This window comes from Candidatus Paracaedibacter acanthamoebae (assembly GCF_000742835.1).
Classification (GTDB): domain Bacteria; phylum Pseudomonadota; class Alphaproteobacteria; order Paracaedibacterales; family Paracaedibacteraceae; genus Paracaedibacter; species Paracaedibacter acanthamoebae.
In genome coordinates this window covers 61,199-83,942 of the sequence record NZ_CP008941.1, presented here as the reverse complement: position 1 = coordinate 83,942, position 22,744 = coordinate 61,199, and the positions used below count along the sequence as shown (strand labels likewise).

The following is a 22,744-nucleotide window of genomic DNA, read 5'->3' as shown; positions in this document are numbered from 1 at the left end:
ATTCACCTAAAGATTTGTATTTCAATACACCTCAGATATAGGATGGCTATTATCTTTTTTCAAGAAAAAAACTTTTCAACCCCCTGTACGCTTTACGCTTTCGCGAAGAGAACTGGCCTCGTTATGATCGTCTTAAACGGTATAGCGAAATCAATATAAATTAGCTGTATTTCTCTTGGGAAGAAAAAAACGCTTTAATAGCTCCCCCGATTCAGTTTCGCTGACCCCCGAAATCACCTCAGGGCGATGCAAACACGTGGCGGATTGAAAGAAACGTCCCCCATGATCAACAGCACCACCTTTTGGATCATAAGCCCCATAGATCAAGCGTCGGACTCGGGCATGACTTATAGCCCCCGCACACATAGTACAGGGCTCGAGGGTTACATACAAATCACAATCAACCAACCGGCCCTGCTCTAATTTTTGGCAAGCCTCCCGGATAGCTAGAATCTCAGCATGAGCCGTTGGGTCTCGACGCGATTCTGTAAGATTATGCGCCATTGCAATAATCCGATCTTGATAGACCAATACCGCCCCCACCGGAACTTCGCCATTTTCTGCAGCCCGCCGAGCCTGCTCTAAAGCCATTTGCATGTATTGATTTTTCATAATTGTTAACGATTGATTAATTTTTCAGCAACTATTTTAACTATCTGATATTTACATAGAAAAACAAGATATAAAACACCCACTCACAACTTTATCCACAGTTTTTGTGTAAAAAGATTCAGTAGCCTTTAAAGGACTAAAGTAGGTTTGAACACCTGTCCGTCTAATGCCCTTAAGCATGTCCACTATTTTCGTAGATGAATTTTATATTATAGGTTTGTTGAACAAGAGAAAAATATTGATACATTTACTCTTTATAAATCTTAACTTTTTAACAAATAATGTTTTTAATTTTTTCTAAGGAGAGATGCAAACAAGAGTTACCTATCTCTTAAAATAGAATGAAAAATAGTATATATCCGTATGAAGAAATTTCATCAATTCATCAAATTGCCTCTCACAGACTTTTGCTATACCACAAAAGCATTTCCATCTGGTCTGCAAGCTCCATCAATTCTAAATCTTCGGGAAGATAATAAAACATCAGCGGCAAGATTAATAAAGCTAAGATTGCTAATAACATAATGAATAGATCTATATTATTAAAAAATAAATCACTCTTGTTCCCTATTGCTTTGGCTTTGCTGGCCTCAGAAGCCTTCTTATGTTTATGATATAAAGTCATGGTACATACTCCTCTATTATTCTAGACAGACTTTTCATTTTTCATTCAAGACTCTCTTCCCGGAACTGCTCTGCTCTTTATTAAAAAGACTAAAAAGTTTACAGTAGACACAGCAGAAAAAATTCTATTATGATAAACGTACAATAATCATAGATGATGGAGATGAAATGTCAAGAGGTGGATTTAGAGCCGGTGCTGGTCGCAAAAAAAACTCGGGATTGTTTGGGGAGAAAACTGTAGCTAGAAGAATTCCTCAATCTTTGGCCCCAGCTTTGGATCAGTATTTGAGTAACTTGGCTACCTCAACCAAACTTGGCGAGAATATTAAATTTATTTTCACCCCTCAAGAGCATTCTTTACAGCTTCCCTTTTTTTCAAGCAAAGTTGCGGCGGGGTTGCCTGATATTGCTGATGAGCATCAAGACTATTTAAATTTAAATGAGCATTTAATCCCGTCTCCCGATTCTTCTTTTATGGTGCGCGTGACCGGAGACTCTATGATTGAAGCCGGAATTCACAATGAAGATATTTTAGTTGTGAATCGAGATATAAATCCAAAAGACGGGCATATTATCATTGCAGCTGTTAATGGAGAAATTACCGTTAAGCAATTAATCTTGAAAAATGATCATGTTATTTTAATGCCCGCCAATCCCCAGTATTCTCCCTTAACAATTACTCAATCCATGGATTTTCGTATCTGGGGTGTCGTAACATCTGTCGTGCATCATTTAGGAAAGTGATATATTTGACTCCAATTTATTGGATTATCTTTCCCGCCAACTTGCAACAAATTCCCCCCAATAATCCACGGCTAAATGATCTGCTTGATAAATTTTAGAATTGAGCCGCAAACGGCCTATTCCTTTCTTATGAAGCATCGTCTCAAACTTAAGCCAGTCAGTCTGATTATCCAACTCACACTCTACAGTAAAATCAGTCGTCACAGGGCGACTATACTTTACCTCACTTTTAGAGATTACAATTTCAGTCAAATAAGAATTTTCTTTTAGATTAAGGTAGATTAAAGACCAACACGCTAACGTGGCCACAGCATGGAGGCTACCCCCAAAAGCGGTCTGCTTGTGATTAATATTTGGTTCTAAGGGAGCGGTTAACACAACTTTATGACAAGAAGCTTGGGTGACCTTTACACCCAGCGCAACGGAGAGAGGAATATGGTCATATAAATAACTCTGCAACTGATTTAAGGTATTGGACATTCAAAATACCACCTCATATCACATATATAGTCAATCCCCTATAAGCAAATCAACTATATATTTTAGTATATTGTTTTTTTGCTCCAAGTGAGGGACTATTTATATAGCTATTTTTAAAGGAGGGGGAAGAAAATGCGCCAAGAAACAGATTCCATGGGTGAAGTTAATATTCCAGAAGGTAAATATTGGGGGGCCCAAACGGAACGATCCCGTCAAAATTTTCGCATTGGCAACCAACGCATGCCTTTAGGCATTATCAGGTCGTTAGGCATACAAAAACGCTGTGCTGCCTTAACAAATAAAAAGCTGGGCATGCTTGAGGCGCCGTTGGCGGATGCCATCATTAAAGCGGCAGAGGAAGTTATTACTGGCACCTGGGATGATCACTTTCCTTTGGTTGTTTGGCAAACAGGATCAGGAACCCAATCCAACATGAATGCCAATGAAGTGATCGGCAATCGCGCTTGTGAAATTCTAGGCCACCCAATTGGTCAAAAAAAACCCGTTCATCCCAACGATCATGTTAACTATGGTCAGTCATCGAATGATACGTTTCCCACCGTGATGCATATCGCTGTTGCCACTGAAACCCATAAAAAGTTATTGCCGGCTTTGCGTAAATTTCATCAAGCCCTCCTTGCAAAATCTCAAGAATTCGCAAATTTTATCAAGGTTGGGCGAACTCACTTACAAGATGCGACACCGGTGACACTGGGGCAAGAATTTTCAGGCTACGCAACCCAGATTGAATTGGGTCTTGGCCGTTTGGAACGAGCCCTCGATGGGGTTTATGCTTTGGCTCAAGGCGGAACAGCGGTTGGAACAGGCATCAATTGTCCTACAGGCTTTGCCGAATCCTTTGCCGAGAGTGTAGCCCACTTCACTCAATTACCTTTTCGGACCGCTAAAAACAAATTTGAGGCTTTGGCAAGCCATGATGCTCTCGTGGATTTTTCAGGGGTACTCAATGTGTTAGCAGCCAGCTGTATGAAAATTGCCAACGATATTCGCTGGTTGGGATCAGGGCCGCGATGTGGTTTGGGGGAAATAGAACTGCCAGAAAATGAACCTGGCTCATCTATCATGCCTGGTAAAGTTAATCCGACCCAAGCTGAAGCCATGACCATGGTTTGCTGCCAAGTGATGGGCAATCATGTGGCGGTGACCATTGCCGGCAGTCAGGGGCATTTCGAATTGAATGTTTTTAAGCCTGTCATTGCAACCAATGTCTTGCACTCCCTTGATCTTCTAGCGGATTGCTGCGATAGCTTTGTTGAGAAGTGCCTGAATGGCATTCAAGCGAATACCATAAAATTACAACAAAATCTGGATAAGTCACTGATGCTCGTCACGGCGCTTAACCCGGTGATCGGTTACGACAATGCCGCCAAAGTTGCTAAAAAAGCCTTGCACGAGGATATCACGCTGGCGGAGGCTGCTGAATCATTAGGATTGTTGAGCAAAGCCGATTTTACTAAGCATGTCAGTCCGGAAAAAATGCTAGGTACTCGGTAGTAAAAAAACCAACACCCCCAATTTTCTCGATGATTTCTATCCATCTTCTCTAACAAGCATCCCGCTGTTTTTTAAGTAAATCAAATTATAGTTCCCCTAAAAGTTTTATTTATACTTGAATTTTTTTTGCTTAATCCTTTATTTTAGCAAAATTAAGAACTCGGAAACCTTAATAAACGGAAAGAAATTAATGAAGTTATTTTATCAATACCTAGGACTATATTTACTGGGGATGTCAGCCCTTTATGCTCAAGATACTCATGAGAGCCCGATAAACAAGAGACGCTCTCTCTCTAACTTATCACCTTTTTCAGCTAATTTTAACTATTCGGATGCTTTTCAGCAGCCCCTTTCAACAACCAACAAGTATTTTTTCCCCTATGTTGTAAAAAGGACATCTAAAGAAGATATTCTTAAAAAGAAAATAGCTTCTTACTTTGAAGAACCGAAGCTTGCTATTTTAGAAGAGGAAAAATGGGAAAGCATACTTCCCAGCCTCTTACCAGAAAAAACCTCCCCATCAACTATGACCTCATTAACTTTGGAAAATTTTTACCAAGCAGAAAAGCAAAAGAAAGAAGAATATTTAACAAACGCTTCCTTAAGATTAATTAAAGCCGCACAACAGCTTAAGCATCCTTCCTATCAATGGAAAAAGCCTATTAAAGCAGATGATTTACCACCCTTGTTTTTGAATAGAATCTTAAAGATTTTTCCACAATTCTTTATTACGAAGCATTCAGCTTATTCTGTAGAGGAGGTCACTCGGTTAGAAGAATTGATGATCAATATTGGATGTCAGTATGGCTTTTCCCCAACTGTTAGTCAATTTGTCTTAAACTGCATTTGGAAAGCCCATGACCAACATCTTTCACTTAACTAACACCTCCCTATTCAAGATTAATTTAAAATTGGTAGGATCTATTTTTTCTTTTATATCAAAGCCTTAATAAATTGATCAACCATAAGGAAAAACTATAGGAGGGCCCCTATCTAAAATTTCCCTTCATAACAAAAAATGGCTACTCTTCTCAGAGCAGCCATTTTTAATGATCACATTTTAAACCATTATGATTCTGCGCCAGCCTCTGCTTGGTCTGCACCTGCTGCTGTTGGCTCAGTTGCCTTTTCTTTAGCAGACAGCAAAGCCTTCATGCTGAGCTTAACTTTTCCACGGTCGTCAAATCCAACAACCTTAACAGTCACCTCGTCACCGACTTGAACAATATCGCTTACTTTAGCAACACGCTCGCTTGCCAACTCACTAATGTGAACAAGCCCATCACGGTTGCCCATAAAGTTAACGAACGCCCCGAATTCCATAATTTTAACGACTTTACCGGTGTAAACTTCGCCCACAACTGGATCACAGGCAATATTCCGGATCATGGCTTTGGCTGTTTCAATGGACTTGCTATCGAAACCAGAAATGTTGACGATTCCTTCGTCATTGATATCGATACGAGCTCCAGAAACCTCACAGATTTCACGAATCGTTTTACCACCTGGACCAATGATATCACGAATTTTATCGCGGTTGATAGGCATGGAAATCATCTGAGGCGCATGCTCGCTGACAGATTCGCGGGAACTGGATAAAGCTTTACCCATTTCACCCAAAATATGCAAACGACCGTCTTTAGCTTGGTCCAGCGCCACCTTCATAATTTCAGGAGTAATGCTGGTGATTTTAATGTCCATTTGTAAAGCTGTGATACCGTTTTCAGTTCCCGCAACCTTAAAGTCCATATCTCCAAGATGATCTTCATCCCCCAAAATATCTGTCAAAACAGCAAATTTTTTGCCCTCTTTGACGAGGCCCATTGCAATACCCGCAACGGGACGTGCCAACGGAACGCCTGCATCCATCAAGGACAAAGATGTGCCACAAACTGTTGCCATAGAGGAAGATCCATTAGATTCTGTGATTTCAGCAACTGTACGAAGAGTATAAGGGAATTGATCCTTTGTGGGTAACAAGGGACGAATCGCACGCCAGGCTAGCTTACCATGACCAATTTCACGACGTCCCGGACCGGACATGCGTCCTGTTTCATTGACCGAGTATGGCGGGAAATTATAGTGCAACATAAAGCGTTCGCGGTATTCGCCCTCAAGCGCATCAATCATTTGCTCATCCTGAGCTGTTCCAAGCGTTGATACCACAACAGCTTGCGTTTCACCGCGTGTGAAAAGAGTGCTACCGTGAGTCCGTGGCAGAACGCCAACTTGAACATCAATAGGTCGAACAGTCTTCAAATCACGGCCATCAACTCGCTTGCCTTCATTCAAAATGTCACTGCGGACAACTTCTGACTTAAGGGCGTCAAAGGCCATATCAAAATTACGCTCTTGACCGTCAGCAATACCAACTTTTTCGATGGCCTTTTCTAAAGCAGCATCCACAGCAGCATACCGTTCAGCTTTGGTGGTGATGCTGTAAGCCTTCTTCAAATCTTTTTCGACAGCTTTCTTAATTTTCTTGTATAGATCTTGGTAATCATCGCCAAGTCCCACATTTTCCCAATCTTTCTTACCCGCTTTCTTCTTCAAATTCTTAATGGCTTTAATGACCGGTTGGAAAGCCGCGTGACCAAAATCAACAGCGCCCAACATAACATCTTCTGGCAGTTCTTTAGCTTCGGATTCAACCATTAGCACCCCTTCGGTTGTACCAGCCACATACAAATCAAGTTGGGAGGCCGCCGCTTGTTCGGGGGTTGGGTTCAAAATATATTCACCATCCACATATCCCACGATGGCACCCGCAATCGGCCCAGCAAATGGAACACCAGACAACGCCACGGCAGCTGATGCTCCAATCATTGCTGGGATTGAAGGATCATTGATGAGATCATGACTTAATACTGTACAAATGATTTGAACTTCGTTAAAAAATCCTTCTGGGAACAATGGGCGAATAGGCCGGTCAATCAAACGAGAGTTTAAAACTTCCCTTTCTGACGGCTTCCCTTCGCGCTTGTTATATCCGCCTGGGATACGACCAACCGCAAAAGTTTTTTCTTGATAGTGAACCGATAAGGGGAAAAAGCTTTGACCGGGAGATGCTTTGCGGGAAGCGACAACTGTACACAAGACAGATGTGTCACCATAGCTAACTAAGACTGCACCCTCAGCTTGACGGGCAATACGCCCAGTTTCAAGAACAAGCTTACGGCCGCCAAAGTCAACTTCTTCGCGGGTAATCTTAAAAAATTCTGACATATATAATATTTCCTTAATAACAAATTACAAGAGATTTTTCCATGGAAACGTAGGGATAGAGAGACCTATTGAATTGCTTCCTATCGCTGCGTTCCCGCTTTTAAAATCCCTCTTATACAATAAAGGGGAGATCTACACTCATAGAACTCCCCGATATATTATTGTCCTCTTTTGTTCCAACCCAATGGTTGAGACAATTTGGAATAATTTTGATTGAGACGGTTGGCCTGACCCATTAGCGGCGTAGACCTAAACGCTTAATCAAATCTTGATAACGTGACTCATTGGTCTTCTTAACATAATCAAGAAGGCGCCGACGTTGACCAACCATAATCAACAATCCACGTCGTGAGTGAAAGTCTTTTTTATGATCAGACATGTGACCTGTTAGATTGCGAATGCGTTCTGTTAAAATAGCAACCTGTACTTCAGGGGAGCCAGTATCACCAGGCTTTGTTGCAAACTCTTTAACAACTTCTAATTTGCGTTCTGCTGTAATCGACATCGCCTTTTCCTTATTTTATAAATTAAACACTCTTTTTGGGTGCAATTGCTGACCATCACCCTTACATAAAGCAAGCTCTTGATCGTCTGAGAGAATAAGAACTATTCCCTCATACCCCGGACAATCTATTGATCGCCCATGGCGCAAATTCACCGCCTGTTGCGCCGATACAGGAATCGCCGGGATGTCGTCCAGTACGACCCTAATGGGCAACAACCAATCACGCCCAGTCAATGAAAGCGCATTGTCTCTTAAAGTATCTATATTTACAGCATCTTGCAATGAAAATTTTCCAACCCGTGTCCGACATAGCTTGGACAAATACCCCATTGAACCAACAGCTCTTGCCAAATCCTGTCCTAAGGATCGCACATACGTTCCCGTTCCACAAACAACACGCAGGCTGGCCGTCTTTCCAGTAAAGGCCAATAATTCCAATTCTTGGATCAGCACTTGACGGGATTTCATCTCTACCGCCTCACCGCGCCGTGCTAAATCATATGCCCGCTGCCCATTAATCCACAGCGCGGAGTAGATCGGCGGAACTTGCGTAATTATGCCGATAAAATTAGGAATGACAGACCAAAGGTGTTCTTCTGTCGGCCGCTGCTCTGTTGTTCCTGTAACTGTCCCCTCTAAATCGCCAGAATCCCGCTCTTCCCCAAAGGTCAGTTCAAATTCATATTCCTTTATATCGCTTACCACATACGGCATGACTTTAGTGGCTTCGCCCAACGCCAAGGGCAAGACACCTGAGGCGAATGGATCTAAGGTACCCGCATGTCCTAATTTCTTTTGTTTAAAAAGGCGCTTCACAATGCTGCCCGCCTTGGTCGAGGTCACCCCGTCGGGCTTGTCTAAAATAATCCATCCACTTGTCATCAGAATCGCCCTGTCCGTGCTTCATTATAAAGACTAGCGGAAAAAATTAACCCCTGCCCCATCAACAAGGTCAAGAGAGCGGTTCCACCATAAGAAACCAAAGGCAAGGGGACACCCACTACGGGCAGCATTCCCATTACCATCGACATATTAATAAAGGCATATAAAAAGAAGGTTGAATTGATGCCAATGGCCACAAGCCGCGCATAATGCATACGACTACTTAAGGCTATGCGAAACCCATAACTGAGCAGCATGACAAAAAGCACAACCAGCATGCATCCCCCAACAAACCCAAACTCTTCACTGAACATGGTGAAAATAAAATCGGTTTGCTTTTCTGGCAAAAAGCTTAAATGGCTCTGAGTTCCTTGCATGAATCCTTGGCCAAACCATCCACCGGATCCTAAGGCAATTTTTGACTGTGTGACATGATACCCAGATTTCATCGGATCGCTTTCTGGATCCAAAAAAATAAGCACTCGTTTGCGTTGATAGTCATGCAGCATACTCCAAAATATGGGAATAGCGGCAACCACACTTCCGCCCGCCACAAGAAATTTCCAAAGCCTAACACCGGTTGTAAAAAACAGAACCGCCCCTGACATCATAAGGATCATGGCTGTCCCCAAATCCGGCTGACGCATCACTAAAACCGTTGGCACCAAAATCAAAACTAACGGAATTAGCAAATTTCTAAACTTAAAAATATCCTCAAGCGAGGTTAAATGGAAATAGCGTGCCAAGGCTAAGATCAGAGCAATTTTCATTATTTCTGACGGTTGCAATTGAATCACATACAGATCAATCCACCGCTGCGCCCCCATGCCGACAAACCCCATGACCTCCACGCCAATCAGCAAAATCAGCGATAGCCCATAAATGGGATAAGAGAGTGACATCCATACTCGGATATCGGTACAAGCCACCGCCAACATAATAATAAATCCCACACCAAACCGGATCATTTGTTTATAAGCCCAGGGCGCCAAACTACCATCGGCAGCGGAGTACAGCATAGCAAATCCGATGGATGAGATCAGAGTAATAAGCACAAGCGGCATCTTACTGAGCGCGCTAATGCGATCAAAAACGGAATAGACAGAAATCATGGCCTAACTTTAGCATGGAGAGATCCCCCATGGGAATAAACATTTTATACGCGGCATTATTCAACAATCTTGCTCCCGCTGGCTTGCCCCCTAATCGAGTTGAGGACAGGCCAGTGGCCTCAATATTTCATGGGCCCTCGCTTGCCGCTGCAAGTTTCCGACTCCAACACGATGCTTCAGCCGGGGAAAAAGCCCTCTTTCCGGGCAACCGTAAGAGCACCCCCCTAGAGGGCCTATCCTTGACGTAACTCAAGCGCCGTCTCTCTTATTTTTTGAGGCACGGCGTCCTCTATTCCATGGCCAATAAAAACAGACGTTACGGGAAAATGGCGCCATCCATCTAGACCAAACTTTTCAGCCACAAATTCATCCCGCATGGATCCTGACAACCAGGTCTTAAGTCCTAAAGCTGTTGCGTTTAATAACGTTGTCTGCGAAATATGGCCGGCCTCAAGAAAGACATAAGCATAGGCACGGGCCAAATCGCTTTTATACCAGACGCGGTTCATATCAACGGTTATAAAAATGCCGCAGGCTGCCCCTTTTACCCAAAATTGGTCACAAACGCTATGAGAAATAGCAGCCGCATCACATTCTGGCGTTAACAATGCCAATTCATGGCCGTCGGCACGATAGTGATAATAACCTGGTACGAGGCCCTCGATGCTCACCACAGCTAAATAAGCATCACAGGCTTGAACGCCGCTGCCGGAAGGAGAAGATTTTCTTTCAGACACTGTATTCAAATCCTCTGCCGCAATTTCTTCCCATTCTTTACCATGAATATAGCCAAAACTCATGAATAATAAATCTGAGAGATGCGAGAGAGCGACAGGATCGCCATTAAAACTCCGCGATGTTTTACGATTTTTGCATACTTCAAACAAGCTGGTGTCATGAATGACCTTGAGATGAGGCTCAGGCAATTTAATAATGTCGATGGCGGGAGGAATAAAACGCTCTAGCTTTTTTTGTTTTAACTGAGACATTTCAACAAATTGTCTTGCAGCTTCCTCTTCAGATAGGGACGGTACCATAATCGCTGGATTACGAGTTGCCGTATGAAATAACTCAGATAAACGATCGCCTTCCCATTGAGATCGATCCGCTAAAGATTCAAGAACCAGGTCACCCGCCAATAGATCAACATCAATGGCATTCATTTTATCGCTCCGCTGACCATTCCAAAACTTCAATCGAGAAAAATAAGTATCCATGAGATCATATTCTTCTTTAGTGAGTGTATTAACGGCAACGATTCCTTCATCAGCAAGATAAAAAATAACATCAGGATTGGGGTAGAGTTTTTTTTCATTATTATTTCTTAACATTAGTTTTGGTTTAAGAAGCTATCTCTCGCCTCGATCAGCCTGCCGAATCAAATGGTTTAAGCGACGATTCTCCATTCGCCTTTAGAACAATTTGATCAACCTTTAATTTTGCTGCCTGTAGTTTAGCATGACAATGGGATCGTAAAGCAACCCCTCGTTCATAAGCACTAATGGCTTCTTCCAATGGCAATCTTCCTTCTTCGAGGCGACGCACTAAGGCTTCAAGTTCCTGCAAAGCTTGCTCAAACGATAAATTTGCTAAGTTTTCTGACATGACACTGACCCACCATATTGATAAAAACCACGGCCCGCTTTACGGCCCAACCAACCCGCATTGACATAGTTACGCAACAATGGACAAGGGCGATATTTACTATCACTGAATCCTTCATGTAGCACACTCATAATCGCAAGGCAAGTATCCAACCCAATTAAGTCTGCTAACGCTAACGGCCCCATCGGTTGATTCGTTCCCAACTTCATCGCTCTATCAATATCCTCTGCCGTGGCAATCCCTTCGTAGAGCGAATAAATGGCCTCATTGATCATGGGCATTAAGATGCGATTGACGATAAAGCCCGGCATGTCCTGAGACACCACCATTGTCTTACCGATTTTTTCAATAACCTCAGCTACGGCTTGAAATGTTGCCTCACTGGTGGTCAACGAACGGATAACCTCAACCAATTGCATAAGGGGCACGGGATTCATAAAATGCATTCCAATAACTTGTTCAGGTCGATCCGTTGCCACTGCCAATTGAGTCAATGAAATAGAGGAAGTGTTGCTGGCAATGATAGCCTCTTTCTTAAGACGATGCGACGCATCGGCCAACAGTTTAGTTTTAAGAACAACATTTTCCGTGACTGCTTCAATCAACAGATCAAAATCCCTATGAGGAATAGCATCACAAAAGGATAGACGCGCCAGGGTTTCTTTCTTTGCAGCTTCACTCAAGTTTCCTTTGCTAACTGAACGATCCAGATTCTTTGTAATCGTTGCTTGCGCCAGTTCACGCTGTTTTTCAGAAATATCAACCACAGTCACGGCATAGCCAGCTTGAGCACAGACATGGGCAATTCCATTACCCATCTGTCCCCCACCTAACACAACAATCTGTTGGATCATGACATTGCTATCCCTTAAGTGCACTAGTTAATTGGGGCACGATCTCAAACAAATCGCCAACCAACCCATAATCTGCGATTTGGAAGATGGGAGCATCTCCATCCTTATTGATAGCGATGATGGTTTTACTGTCCTTCATTCCTGCCAAATGCTGAATTGCTCCCGAGATACCCACTGCAATATAAAGCTCTGGAGCGACCACTTTCCCCGTTTGCCCGACCTGATAATCATTCGGAACATACCCTGCATCAACGGCAGCTCGAGAGGCTCCAATAGCCGCTTTAAGGGTATCGGCCAATTCTTCAATAATCTTGAAGTTTTCTTTGCTCGCCAAGGCCCGTCCACCGGAGACAACAATCCGTGCTGAGCTCAACTCAGGACGGTCAGACTTAGAGGCCTCCAAAGAGACAAATTTAGATTGATCTTGACTCTCAGTGACATCAACCACCTCTACAGCAGCCAACCCATCTGTTACTGCTTTATCAAACGCCGTTGGACGCACCGTAATAACTTTAATCGGATCCTTACTTTTCACCGTCACAATAGCGTTACCAGCGTAAATAGGTCGATCAAAAGTATCGGTAGAATGCACCTTAATGACATCAGAAATTTGCATCACATCCAGTAAGGCCGCTACACGGGGTAAAATATTTTTACCATAAGTGGATGCCGGTGCCAAAATATGGCTGTAAGACTTGGCAAGTGTCATAAGAGCTTTACTAGCCGGTTCTGCCAGTGGATACTCCAAAGCTTTTCCTTTAAGATGGATCACTTTTGTAACGCCCCTAAGGGATGCCGCTTCTTTAACGACAGAATCGGCGCCGTTACTCAAAATAGCCACGTGAATTTCCCCACTTATTTGACTCGCTGCCATCACTGTATTGTATGTTGCTGCCTTTAACGCGCTTCCATCATGTTCTGCAAGAATAAGAATCGTCATTTAAATCACCTTTTTAATTTGATCAATTAGGTCTTCCACAGTGGCAACTTTGGTGCCTCCTTGACGAATCGGTGGTTCCATGGTTTTTAAAACTTCTAAACGGCGATCGGTATCAATTCCCAATGAGCCCGCCTCAACCACCGCCAATGGTTTCGTTTTCGCCTTCATAATGTTAGGTAAGGCCGCAAAACGGGGCACATTAAGACGAAGATCCGTGGTGATAATAGCAGGTAAGTTGATTTGAATTTTTTCTAAGCCCCCATCCACTTCACGTGTAATGTTGGCTTTGTCCCCCTCAATAGACAATTCAGAAATAAAGGTTCCTTGCGGCCAATCTAAGAGCGCCGATAGCATTTGCCCCACCTGATTACAATCATCATCAATGGCTTGCTTACCCAGAATGACTAAATTAGGTGACTCCTCTTCACAAATTTTCTTCAGAATTTTAGCCACGACTAAGGGTTCAGGCGAGTCTTCCGCATCAATATGAATAGCACGTTCAACCCCTAAGGCCAAGGCAAAGCGCAAGGTCTCTTGGCAAGACTTGCTTCCGATGGAGCACACAACAACTTCGCTGGCGACCCCTTTTTCTTTTAGCTTCACCGCTTCTTCAACAGCGATTTCATCAAATGGATTAATCGACATTTTGACGTTATTAAGTTCAACGCCAGAACCGTCAGATTTGACGCGAATCTTTATATTATAATCCACCACGCGCTTAACTGCGACCAGAACTTTCATACATCCCCCTCCTTAATCAACTGCTTAGCGGTTTGCCCCTGGAACCCACAACACATCCTGCAATCCCTTATTATTTGTATACCTTGATAAAACAAATAATAAGTCTGACAATCGATTGATATATCTTACTACTTCTAAATTTATCTGACTTTGCAGGGATAAGGCAACAATAACTCTTTCTGCTCGGCGCACAATTGTCCGTGCTAAATGCAGATAAGCCGCCAATTGCGTACCACCGGGCAGGACAAAAGAATTTAAAGGACTTAACGATTCATTAAAATGATCAATTTGATGCTCTAACCAGGTTACCTGAGAGGCAACAATCCGCAAACCCGGTTGAGTAGTATCCGACATGCACAGATCAGCCCCTACATCAAATAAATCATTTTGAATGCGAAAGAGAATCTTGGCAATATCGCTTTCGGCATGCAGCATCACCAAACCTAGGGAAGCATTGGCTTCATCAACACTCCCAATTGCCTCCATCCGTAAATCTGATTTATAAATTCGAGTCCCATCGCCAAGCGATGCTTTACCTTTATCTCCCCCTCGAGTGTAAATGCGTGTTAGTTGAACCATTTGATTTCCTCCTAAATTTCCCAATTAAAGCAAGTAACCTCTTCTTCTCAACCTACCCTAGAGTCTATGGTTTGCATTTTTACACCCCGTTTGCCACTTTTTTATCTTAGTTGAGCCTGCAAAAACTCTCTCACTTGGGCTTCAGCTTTAATATTTCCCAAGAATACATCACAGTGATCGCCATCAGAAATTTTAACAAATAAATTTTGATCTATCTCTGCAGTCTTGCCATAACGCGCCTTATACAATTCTTGGGCACGCTTCTCCCTTCCCATTAACCAATCTTTTTCACCAAACAAAATCATGACAGGGCTGTTGGTATTTTTAAGGTTTTCTATGTTATTGTAAGAATTAAGAGGCACGCTTCCCCGCGCGGCAAAGATACCCAAACTCTCAAGTTCTGGCATTGGGGGTTGATAATCAAGATTTGAGCGAGCTATGGCTCGCCCTACAATCGATGGAAAATAATTACTAATAATATTCTGCGGCATATCACCAATGGTGGTGAGAGTATTCTGTAAAATAACTGGCACTCCTAAATATCGACCCGCATAAGTTGCATAAGCACCACCGAGAGATAACCCATATACAGCAATTTTCTCTAAGGGAATATTTTTCTCGTGCATAGCAAATCGAAAAGCTGCCTCCACGAGCAAAGCCGAGGCCATGGGTAAATTTTCAGAAGTTCCCTCACTACCTGGATACCCCTGGATTGTTAACGCCAACGCATTAAACCCTTGCCAATTAAACCAGGTTGCCCAGGGTTCATAATCATCAGCGTTCATCCCATTACCATGGAACATAATAACAGTTTCGAGATTCCCGCTTGCTAACCAATTTCCTGTTATCCGTATGCCATCCAGGGTATGAGTTGCAACTTTTTCACTATAAGCATCCCATCCAATTGGCTTATAATGCGGATTTTGTCCATTTAAAGGAATAGCAACTTTTTCCACAACTTTACCACCACCAGTCCAATAGAAAGATTTCACTATTGTATTTTCTGGCAAATTCCTAAGGGATTCTATATAAGAAGAGCCTAACATTGTCAGGAAAGAAGAAGAACTCGCTGGCTCTCCTTCTTCTCCCCCCAAGGCAAAAGATGCCCACAGCATCGCACTTAAAAAAATAGATTTATTAAACATGAATACCCTTTCACAACTTTATAGATATCTATAAAACCTTAGCATTCAAGAAAAATTGGTTCAAATATTATTAAAATTAAAAGACCAGCCTAATAAGCTGATAGGAGGGTTAGCGACCAAGCCAAAGAATGATCGCAAAAACTAAAAGAGCAATGCCTTGCAATAAAACCCGCCACCGCATGGCTGTATTCGAATGTTTACGGCTAATTTCTCCCCCTCGCAAGAGGGTATAAAGCCCAAAACCAAGGACGCCGATGACGCCCATCAAAGCAATTACCAGTAAAATTGTCAGGATCGTATTCATGCTTTTACTCTATCAGTTTTTAGTATTTTAACAGCACGTCATTTTGTCGCGGCCCACCTTATATAGCTAAATCATAGCGTGTATTACGGCCACCCCCCTCTAATTGGTAAAGGCAGCCCAGTTCCACTAAGAGAGCAAGATCCCGAGTTGCTGTAGCCTTGGAACAATCAGCAATGATCATATACTTCTTGGCACTGATGCCACCGACAAATCCCTCCTTGCCCGCCTCAAATAATCGCTTGATAACTTTAGTCTGGCGCGGTGACAATAGATCAGAATATTGAGTCCAAAACCGAGCTTTTTTTAGCGTAAACTGAACCAGATCTTTGGTATCCAGTTGAACCGAAAGGATTAAATGGCAGAAAAATATAATCCAATTTGTAATATTTAATGAATACTGACTTGCCTCCGCCAAATGCTGATAATACGCTTTTTTATTTTTTATAATCTGGTTTGACGGCACCGATAGCTTCACTCACCATCAGGTCTAGCAAAGCTTCTAGTCTGTAATTTTCTGGAAACTGATCCAATGCAGCCATAATTCCATTGGATTCACGCGCATAATCATACAATACCGACTGAATACCGGACAAATCATACTCAAAATTTGGCCAATTCGGATGCTGCCAATTATAGTGCATACACCACCCCTGAGCCAATTATGACATATATTCGGCTCAACTCTTCTTAAAGGATAAGGGGGGCGCCATTGCGTAAAATATTGTCCGCCGCCTCGGTATAGCGTCCATCGGGATGATGCAAGGTGAGTCCTTGGGACAAAACAGTCGGACCGTGGGAAGATTTCCGCCCTCTTATCAAGACCCGTTTAGCGGGTTTGCCAGGACCTGGCCAGAGTGGAAAAATTGTAATATCGCCTAATTTGCCATGGAAATAAGATAAAATCTCATGCAAGCGATCGGCTCGATAAATAAAGGTAATTGTTCCTTTGGGGCGTGCCATCAGCAAGGCAAACTTGGCCCATTGCATAAGACTTACATGCCCTTCGGTATGGGAAATTTGTTTATGATCTGTCGCACTAACACTGGCGCGGTGATCCTCTAAATACGGAGGATTGGCCATGACATGGGCAAAAGTTCCTCCCGCTAAACGCGGGGGTGGCTGTAACAGATCCCCTACCAAAACTTCAACGCGTCCCCGCATATTGTTTAGAGCAATATTTTCCATCGCTAACCGAACATTGGGCCGCTGGATTTCCAAGCCAACAATTTTACAGCTAGGGACACGGTAAGCAAGGCATAAGGACGCTGCGCCAACGCCAGCCCCCACATCCAAAACACTTTCGTTTTCTTGTACATCTAAGCTTGCCGCCAAGAAGATTGGGTCAATTGCAACACGATAACCGTGAGCAGGTTGACGAACAAGAATCCGACCGCCAAGAAGGTAGTCTTCGGTGATTTCTGGGTTTTTTATGGGATGTGATTGCATTTTCTGCTTTGTATTCAGGGCTAGAGGCGTTACAACTATAATTAATAAATATTTACATGCGATTCCATCGAACATCAATGGCTTTAGCAGCAGTTCATGAAAATTCTTTAACAGCCTTTGAGAATTTATCGTCATTAGTGGCTGATTCTATGCGCCTTGTGGATGCCCTTATTGACGATCATTTAAAAAGTGATATTCCCTTAATTGAACAAATTGCCAAGCATATTATTTATTCGGGTGGCAAGCGTCTGCGCCCTGCCCTTGTGATTTTAGCCTCTCACATTCATGGCCATATTTCTCCCTCAACGATTGCTTTGGCCGCAGCCGTTGAATTTATTCACACGGCAACCTTGCTCCATGATGATGTGATTGATGAATCCGACCTCCGCCGTGGTACTCCCACCGCGCACACGGTTTGGGGCAATACGGCCGCCATCCTTGTCGGTGACTTTCTTTTTGCCAAGGCCTTTGAATTGATGGTGACCACCGGCGATCTTCGGGTTTTACAAATTTTATCAAAAACTTCAGCAGTCATTACGGCCGGCGAAGTACGCCAGCTCGTGGAAAGTCACAGCTTTGACCTTTCCATCGAAGCGTCCTTACAAATTATGGGGGCAAAAACCGCAGAGTTATTTGGGGCGGCCTGCCAAACCGGCGCGCTGGTTGCCGGTGCCAGCGACCAAGATGCTTTAGATTTCTACCATTACGGTTACAACCTTGGTCTTATTTTCCAAATAACTGATGATGTTTTGGATTATCAGGTAACCAATGATGCCCGCGGCAAAGTACCGGGGGATGATTTTAGGGAAGGCAAGATAACATTGCCCGTAATTTACGCCTATCAAATGGCCACGGTTGAAGAGCGAAAGTTTTTAAATCAAACCATGATAGAGCTTAACCAAACAGCAGAAGATTTAAATCGAATGCGCCATCTTATTGAAAGCCATAAGGGGTTTGAGAAAAGCTTGGCGCTTGCAGCTGACATTATGCGCCAATCCCAACCCCTCACCCATAAGCAGGGCGACTTCAAAGTCTTGCTTAATGGCCTCTTAAGAGAGTGCCTCACCAGAAACAAATAACGCTTCATAAAAATCAAGGGATGAACTTTAAGCCCCTTTTTGCACTTAGGGGAACCTTCTTACGCCGCCTTGATTCTTAAAGAATAACAAAACCGATGCTAAAGCTGTAAAAATTAAGCCCCCCATAAAGCATCCTGTGGATCCGATTAAATCAGATAAATATCCAGCCAGCATATTGCCGATCAACACAGCAATACCCGAAGAAAAATAGTAAATTGCAAAAGCCGTGCCGCGTAATTCTGCAGGGGTGGATTCAGCAACCAAGGTTGACAGCAATCCTTGCGTCATTCCCATGTGCAAGCCCGCCAACATAGCTGCAATACCTGCCCCGATAATCGAGTGCGTTGTAATAAACACAATGTTGGTAATAACTAACACTACAATCCCTTTGAACAACAGGGAATTTAAATTATTGCGAGTGGCCATCCGTCCAATGGGATAGGCAACACCTGCATGAACGAGTTCCATACCCACACTTAATAATGGCAAGTAGTGAATTGACCATCCCACATCCTTAGCCCGAATATTGATAAAGGCTTCACTAAAGCGTGCTAGCATTAAAACAAATGCAACACCCAGCAATGACCAGAAGGAAGCAGGCAAATACTTTATGTCACCGAATTGCCATCCCGCATGATCCTTTTTAATATCATCTTTAATCACCGGTTGTTTAACAAGAGACAGCAAGATTACAAGCGCTATAAAAGCTGGAATTGCTGCTAGCGTAAAAATAAGCCGATAGTTATTATCACTTAGATAAACCAGAAGTGTGGCAAGAAGGGAGCCCACCACGGCGCCAGATGTATAAAGGGCCTGCCGCAATCCATAGCTTTGACCACGGTGCAAGTTCTGTGAAATGTCTGCGATCAAAGCATCCGTTGGTGCTGAGCGGATTCCTTTTGAGAGACGGTCGATAGAGCGAGCCGCAAAAATCCAACCAATACTTGTGGCCGCGGCAAAAACGAACTTCAGCAAAATTGTCATTACCGATCCGATAGCAATCAACGGCTTCCTTAAGCGAAAAATATCACTGATGACACCGGAAAAAACCTTGGAAAAAAAGCCGAGTGAGATAGCAACGCCTTCAATAATCCCCAATTTAGCGCGGGAAGCCCCTAACACATCCGTAATAAAGATGGGTAGCAATGAAAATACCATTAAGGAAGATGTGCTCCAGAAAAAGCTCATCCAAGAAACACCCCATAAACTGAGGCGGGCTTGTTTTTTATCCAAATTTTGGATTTCGAACAGAGAAAAGAAACTCATGAAGTGTTATACTCGAAATAGTTTTATGAGTGTATCCAACTGTAACAAAGAATTATACAACTACAAACTGAAATAAACTCTATTCACCTTTATCGCACGGATGGAAAAGCCAAAAGGCAAAGAGCAACCTCTTCCCCCAATGTAACACTTCGTAATAAACCACTGCTTCCTATTCAAGAAAGTTTTGCCGTATTGTTATAAATGAGGATCTTTAAAAGAGATATACATTATGCTTGGAACTGCTCTTATAACATCGACACCTGTCTGGTCAAATGTACCCTTGCCCACAGATCGCATAGCATCTTGTCAGCAAACATTAGCGAAAACCATTCGTTGCATCGGTGTGGGCGTTCATTCGGGTGAATCTGTCAGCATGGCTATCAAACCTGCCGCCATCAATACAGGATATGTGTTTGTGCGCACAGACGTTGCTCACCATAATCGGATTGAGGCGATCTGGAGCAATGTGACGGATACCAGCATGTGTACTAAGATTACGAATGCCCATGGGGTGAGTATTTCTACAATTGAACACATTATTGCAGCCCTTGCCGGCATGCACATTCATAATGCCGCCATTGAAGTCGGTGGACCAGAAGTGCCAATCATGGATGGAAGTTCAGCAGACTTTGTAACGCTGATCCAAGCCGTCGGTATTAAGCGTCAAAATGCGCCTCTCAAGATTATTCGCGTCTTAAAACCCATCCAAGTTTCCCATGGCACAGGCACAGCCTTCCTGTTACCAGCAGATGAGCGTCGCTTCAGTATGGAATTCAATTTTGCGGGTCGTATGGCGGAAACGAGCTTTTTATCCTATTATCCAGATAGCGATGACTTTGTAGAATGCCTCGCAGATTCTCGCACATTTGGCTTTTTCGAAGACGCCCAAAAATTACAAGCTGCTGGCTTGGCCAAAGGCGCCTCTTTACAGAACACAATCGTTATCGGCGAAGCCGGTGTCATGAATGAAGGTGGCCTACGTCACAATGATGAATTTGTCCGCCACAAAGTTTTAGATGCCGTTGGCGATTTAGCCTTAGCGGGCGGCGTTCTGCTCGCCCACTTTGATGGGATTAACTCTGGCCATGGCCTCAACAATCAATTGCTACGTGCTTTATTTGCCGACCCATCTGCCTGGGAATTAGTTGATCCGAAGGATCAACTTCATTCAAACTGGGGAATTGCCTAATACGGTATCATGCCAGACAGTTAAGAGGGCTCTGATTGCCCTCCGTTCCCCCTTCTTCACCTTACTCGTTTGCTTCAGTTTTTTGTTTTTCAGCTTGTTGTTGTCTTAAAAATTCAATGTAATCTAACAAAAATTGTGGTTTTTTTAGGCCATCTGTCGATTGCGGTATTTCATTAGGAAATAAAACTTTAAATAGGTCTTTTAATCGAGCAACATAATCAAGCTTATCCGGCCCAATCTGCGTTTCTAAGCCCGCCCGTATTAATTTCACGGTGGGGTCATACACAGCATTACATTCTCTAACCAGAGTTGCCTCTAAACTTCCGTCATCCAAAGAAAAAGGATTTAGGATATCCGACCGTTTTGGAACAGATACGGTGCCTAGCAAAGTAGCTTTTATACCCCAATCGTTTCCACGTTTATGATGTCTTACATAACTTCTAGCGCCACGATCTAACCATCCTCCTTCACATTTATAGAAATATTTCTCATGTAAGGCCGCAAGGAGATTCATTTTCCAACTATGTATTATTTTCTGAGCTTTTATTGTAGTTTCCTGCTGGGACATACTAAATTGCTCAGCATGAGTTTCTCCCAGAAACCGAGGATCATAGGTTTCGGTGAGATCCTTGCCTGCCTCCTTCCACTTAGCATCTAACAGCGTTTTACTATGATCAATAAAGTCTAACATGATGAGGACTAATTCATATTTTTGCAGATGGGTTAAAGCACCCTGCCCTAAATTAGCAAATACAGCTATATTATAATTAACTGGCCCCTTTCCGCCTTTTATTTTCTTGCATCGTTCTACCTGCTTGTCAAACTCACTAAGGGAGGTGGTTATAATTTGCCGCAATTTACCTCGGTCAATCCCACAAACTGCTTCATTAAATTCGTTCTCAAATGTTTTAGGATATGTTTCTACCCATGCCTGAACCGCCTCTAAAGCTTGGTTCACATAGGGCTTCATCGTTGCTCCGATCACAGGGGCTACGACATACTCCATTGATTGCGCCGATGATAATAAAAATAGTATGTTTGTTAAAAGGGCGATCATTCCACTGCTAATTTTTCTTGTGGAAGCGATGGTTTTATTCTTATACGGCTGTAACATTCAATCCCTCCTTTATAATAAGGAGGGGAAAGCCCCTCCTTTCTTGTTTTTTATTTTCCCATAGAGACCGCAATACCGAAAGCAAGAAAAACAGCACCAGCACTTGCGGCGGTTAATGTTTTATCCAAAAGATTACGCTCTTTTAGCTTTTGAGGACTTTGCTCGGTCATGGATGGCACTTCCTCCCTGCTTCTCTGCGGCTCAAGTACAGCTTCAGAAACATTATCCTTCAAAATTTTGTGCTCTTTTATATTTCCGCCTTTTGCGGTGGTTCCGTGATTTATTTTTTTTTTCTCCTTAGCGGATTCTAGATTGGACCCCAGGTTGCTATCCACATGCGGTATGCCTATAGAAAAGGTCGCCCCCCCTGCAGATAATTGAGGCCACGATACTTCCTTTGACGGACTAAGGGAGTAGGAGAACCCTGTCGGGGGAATAAGGTTGTGGCCGTTATCGCTGTGGCGGATATAGATATTGTCTGCGGACAGTGGACCTCTCCCACTGACGCCATCAGAAAGAGAGCGAAAGTGAGGGAGTGTTCCAGAGGTAGTGATTGTTCCAGGAAAATTAGCCTGAGGGAAATAATTTCCATTATGCGGAGGGAATACCCCTACATCGTAATCGCTGCTTATAACGATAGGAAACGATGACGCCCCTATATTTAAGGGGTCTAGCGATAGGGAGATATTCGCCTCTCCATCACTAGATTCTTTGCTGGCAGAAGAGGACGAAGGCATATTCACTTCACTTAAGGGTGAAACTGATGCATCCGTCTCTTCATTA

The 22,744-nt window shown here is 43.2% G+C and carries 27 protein-coding genes; 6 read left to right on the top strand and 21 right to left on the bottom strand.

The annotated features are described in order from the left end of the window. Positions 1 to 150: 150 nt before the first annotated feature. Together ID47_RS00380 and ID47_RS00375 are read right to left on the bottom strand one after the other, a co-directional pair. Complete coding sequence (locus tag ID47_RS00380) at positions 151 to 612, bottom strand: nucleoside deaminase (RefSeq protein WP_038462721.1); 462 nt, start codon at positions 610 to 612, stop codon at positions 151 to 153. 397 nt (positions 613 to 1,009) lie between these two features. After that, entirely contained in the window at positions 1,010 to 1,237 is a 228-nt protein-coding gene (locus ID47_RS00375) for a hypothetical protein (RefSeq protein WP_038462719.1), read from the bottom strand. 167 nt (positions 1,238 to 1,404) lie between these two features. On the opposite strand from ID47_RS00375, the gene ID47_RS00370 reads away from it, so the two are divergent. Beyond that, positions 1,405 to 1,980 carry a LexA family protein gene (locus ID47_RS00370; RefSeq protein ID WP_038462716.1) on the top strand — a complete coding sequence of 192 codons (576 nt, stop codon included), beginning with the start codon at positions 1,405 to 1,407 and terminating at the stop codon, positions 1,978 to 1,980. A 24-nt stretch (positions 1,981 to 2,004) separates the two neighbouring features. On the opposite strand, the gene ID47_RS00365 is transcribed toward ID47_RS00370, so the two are convergent. After that, positions 2,005 to 2,460 (bottom strand): YiiD C-terminal domain-containing protein, encoded by a 456-nt coding sequence (locus tag ID47_RS00365; RefSeq protein WP_038462714.1) that lies wholly within the window; start codon positions 2,458 to 2,460, stop codon positions 2,005 to 2,007. 132 nt (positions 2,461 to 2,592) lie between these two features. On the opposite strand from ID47_RS00365, the gene fumC reads away from it, so the two are divergent. Further along, positions 2,593 to 3,975, top strand: a complete 1,383-nt coding sequence (gene fumC, locus ID47_RS00360; protein WP_038462712.1) for a class II fumarate hydratase — start codon at positions 2,593 to 2,595, stop codon at positions 3,973 to 3,975. Positions 3,976 to 4,165: 190 nt separating this feature from the next. Further along, positions 4,166 to 4,858 (top strand): hypothetical protein, encoded by a 693-nt coding sequence (locus ID47_RS00355; protein WP_038462710.1) that lies wholly within the window; start codon positions 4,166 to 4,168, stop codon positions 4,856 to 4,858. 185 nt (positions 4,859 to 5,043) lie between these two features. Here the strand turns inward: ID47_RS00355 and pnp are convergent, their stop codons facing one another. From pnp to rodA, 4 genes are all read right to left on the bottom strand, one after another. After that, the gene (gene pnp, locus ID47_RS00350) at positions 5,044 to 7,200 is read right to left on the bottom strand and encodes a polyribonucleotide nucleotidyltransferase (protein WP_051908287.1); all 2,157 of its coding nucleotides are present in this window, start codon (positions 7,198 to 7,200) and stop codon (positions 5,044 to 5,046) included. 235 nt (positions 7,201 to 7,435) lie between these two features. Further along, positions 7,436 to 7,705: a 30S ribosomal protein S15 gene (rpsO, locus tag ID47_RS00345; protein ID WP_038462707.1), complete on the bottom strand. Its 270-nt coding sequence runs from the start codon at positions 7,703 to 7,705 to the stop codon at positions 7,436 to 7,438. 15 nt (positions 7,706 to 7,720) lie between these two features. Continuing rightward, on the bottom strand, positions 7,721 to 8,587 hold the full coding sequence (gene truB, locus ID47_RS00340; protein WP_038462704.1) for a tRNA pseudouridine(55) synthase TruB: 867 nt from the start codon (positions 8,585 to 8,587) through the stop codon (positions 7,721 to 7,723). Next, complete coding sequence (gene rodA, locus ID47_RS00335; RefSeq protein ID WP_038462702.1) at positions 8,587 to 9,699, bottom strand: rod shape-determining protein RodA; 1,113 nt, start codon at positions 9,697 to 9,699, stop codon at positions 8,587 to 8,589. Before rodA ends, truB begins: the two co-directional genes overlap by 1 nt. A 29-nt stretch (positions 9,700 to 9,728) precedes the next feature. Here rodA and ID47_RS00330 point away from each other — a divergent pair, with 29 nt between their 5' ends. Further along, entirely contained in the window at positions 9,729 to 9,947 is a 219-nt protein-coding gene (locus ID47_RS00330; protein ID WP_038462700.1) for a hypothetical protein, read from the top strand. Here ID47_RS00330 and ID47_RS00325 read toward each other — a convergent pair. The 11 genes from ID47_RS00325 to ID47_RS00275 form a co-directional block, all read right to left on the bottom strand. Then, the gene (locus ID47_RS00325) at positions 9,933 to 11,030 is read right to left on the bottom strand and encodes a SagB/ThcOx family dehydrogenase (protein ID WP_038462698.1); all 1,098 of its coding nucleotides are present in this window, start codon (positions 11,028 to 11,030) and stop codon (positions 9,933 to 9,935) included. The genes ID47_RS00330 and ID47_RS00325 overlap by 15 nt on opposite strands. A 34-nt stretch (positions 11,031 to 11,064) precedes the next feature. After that, entirely contained in the window at positions 11,065 to 11,304 is a 240-nt protein-coding gene (locus ID47_RS00320; RefSeq protein ID WP_038462696.1) for an exodeoxyribonuclease VII small subunit, read from the bottom strand. Next, positions 11,289 to 12,158, bottom strand: coding sequence for a 3-hydroxybutyryl-CoA dehydrogenase (locus ID47_RS00315; protein ID WP_038462694.1), 870 nt, complete (start codon positions 12,156 to 12,158; stop codon positions 11,289 to 11,291). Before ID47_RS00315 ends, ID47_RS00320 begins: the two co-directional genes overlap by 16 nt. Before the next feature lie 7 nt (positions 12,159 to 12,165). Further along, a complete protein-coding gene (locus ID47_RS00310) occupies positions 12,166 to 13,098 on the bottom strand; it encodes an electron transfer flavoprotein subunit alpha/FixB family protein (RefSeq protein ID WP_038462692.1) in 933 nt (310 codons plus the stop codon). Then, on the bottom strand, positions 13,099 to 13,839 hold the full coding sequence (locus tag ID47_RS00305) for an electron transfer flavoprotein subunit beta/FixA family protein (RefSeq protein WP_038462690.1): 741 nt from the start codon (positions 13,837 to 13,839) through the stop codon (positions 13,099 to 13,101). 24 nt (positions 13,840 to 13,863) lie between these two features. Beyond that, entirely contained in the window at positions 13,864 to 14,418 is a 555-nt protein-coding gene (locus tag ID47_RS00300; RefSeq protein ID WP_038462688.1) for a cob(I)yrinic acid a,c-diamide adenosyltransferase, read from the bottom strand. A gap of 101 nt (positions 14,419 to 14,519) precedes the next feature. Continuing rightward, positions 14,520 to 15,563 (bottom strand): alpha/beta hydrolase, encoded by a 1,044-nt coding sequence (locus tag ID47_RS00295; protein WP_038462686.1) that lies wholly within the window; start codon positions 15,561 to 15,563, stop codon positions 14,520 to 14,522. Between the two features lie 109 nt (positions 15,564 to 15,672). Continuing rightward, positions 15,673 to 15,867 carry a twin transmembrane helix small protein gene (locus tag ID47_RS00290; protein ID WP_038462684.1) on the bottom strand — a complete coding sequence of 65 codons (195 nt, stop codon included), beginning with the start codon at positions 15,865 to 15,867 and terminating at the stop codon, positions 15,673 to 15,675. Between the two features lie 58 nt (positions 15,868 to 15,925). Continuing rightward, positions 15,926 to 16,282, bottom strand: a complete 357-nt coding sequence (locus ID47_RS00285) for a Fic family protein (protein ID WP_198022301.1) — start codon at positions 16,280 to 16,282, stop codon at positions 15,926 to 15,928. A gap of 19 nt (positions 16,283 to 16,301) precedes the next feature. Next, the gene (locus tag ID47_RS00280) at positions 16,302 to 16,508 is read right to left on the bottom strand and encodes a DUF4172 domain-containing protein (protein ID WP_038462682.1); all 207 of its coding nucleotides are present in this window, start codon (positions 16,506 to 16,508) and stop codon (positions 16,302 to 16,304) included. Between the two features lie 46 nt (positions 16,509 to 16,554). Then, positions 16,555 to 17,313 (bottom strand): tRNA1(Val) (adenine(37)-N6)-methyltransferase, encoded by a 759-nt coding sequence (locus ID47_RS00275; RefSeq protein WP_051908876.1) that lies wholly within the window; start codon positions 17,311 to 17,313, stop codon positions 16,555 to 16,557. Positions 17,314 to 17,369: 56 nt separating this feature from the next. Between ID47_RS00275 and ID47_RS00270 the strand changes: the two genes are divergently transcribed. Further along, positions 17,370 to 18,392, top strand: coding sequence for a polyprenyl synthetase family protein (locus ID47_RS00270; RefSeq protein ID WP_232223241.1), 1,023 nt, complete (start codon positions 17,370 to 17,372; stop codon positions 18,390 to 18,392). 45 nt (positions 18,393 to 18,437) lie between these two features. Here ID47_RS00270 and ID47_RS00265 read toward each other — a convergent pair whose 3' ends face one another. Then, complete coding sequence (locus ID47_RS00265; protein ID WP_051908284.1) at positions 18,438 to 19,658, bottom strand: MFS transporter; 1,221 nt, start codon at positions 19,656 to 19,658, stop codon at positions 18,438 to 18,440. 229 nt (positions 19,659 to 19,887) lie between these two features. Between ID47_RS00265 and lpxC the strand changes: the two genes are divergently transcribed. After that, positions 19,888 to 20,847: a UDP-3-O-acyl-N-acetylglucosamine deacetylase gene (gene lpxC / locus ID47_RS00260; RefSeq protein ID WP_051908281.1), complete on the top strand. Its 960-nt coding sequence runs from the start codon at positions 19,888 to 19,890 to the stop codon at positions 20,845 to 20,847. Between the two features lie 61 nt (positions 20,848 to 20,908). Here lpxC and ID47_RS00255 read toward each other — a convergent pair whose 3' ends face one another. Beyond that, a complete protein-coding gene (locus ID47_RS00255) occupies positions 20,909 to 21,961 on the bottom strand; it encodes a hypothetical protein (protein WP_038462680.1) in 1,053 nt (350 codons plus the stop codon). A gap of 50 nt (positions 21,962 to 22,011) precedes the next feature. Beyond that, positions 22,012 to 22,698 carry a hypothetical protein gene (locus tag ID47_RS00250; protein WP_038462679.1) on the bottom strand — a complete coding sequence of 229 codons (687 nt, stop codon included), beginning with the start codon at positions 22,696 to 22,698 and terminating at the stop codon, positions 22,012 to 22,014. Positions 22,699 to 22,744: the final 46 nt, after the last annotated feature.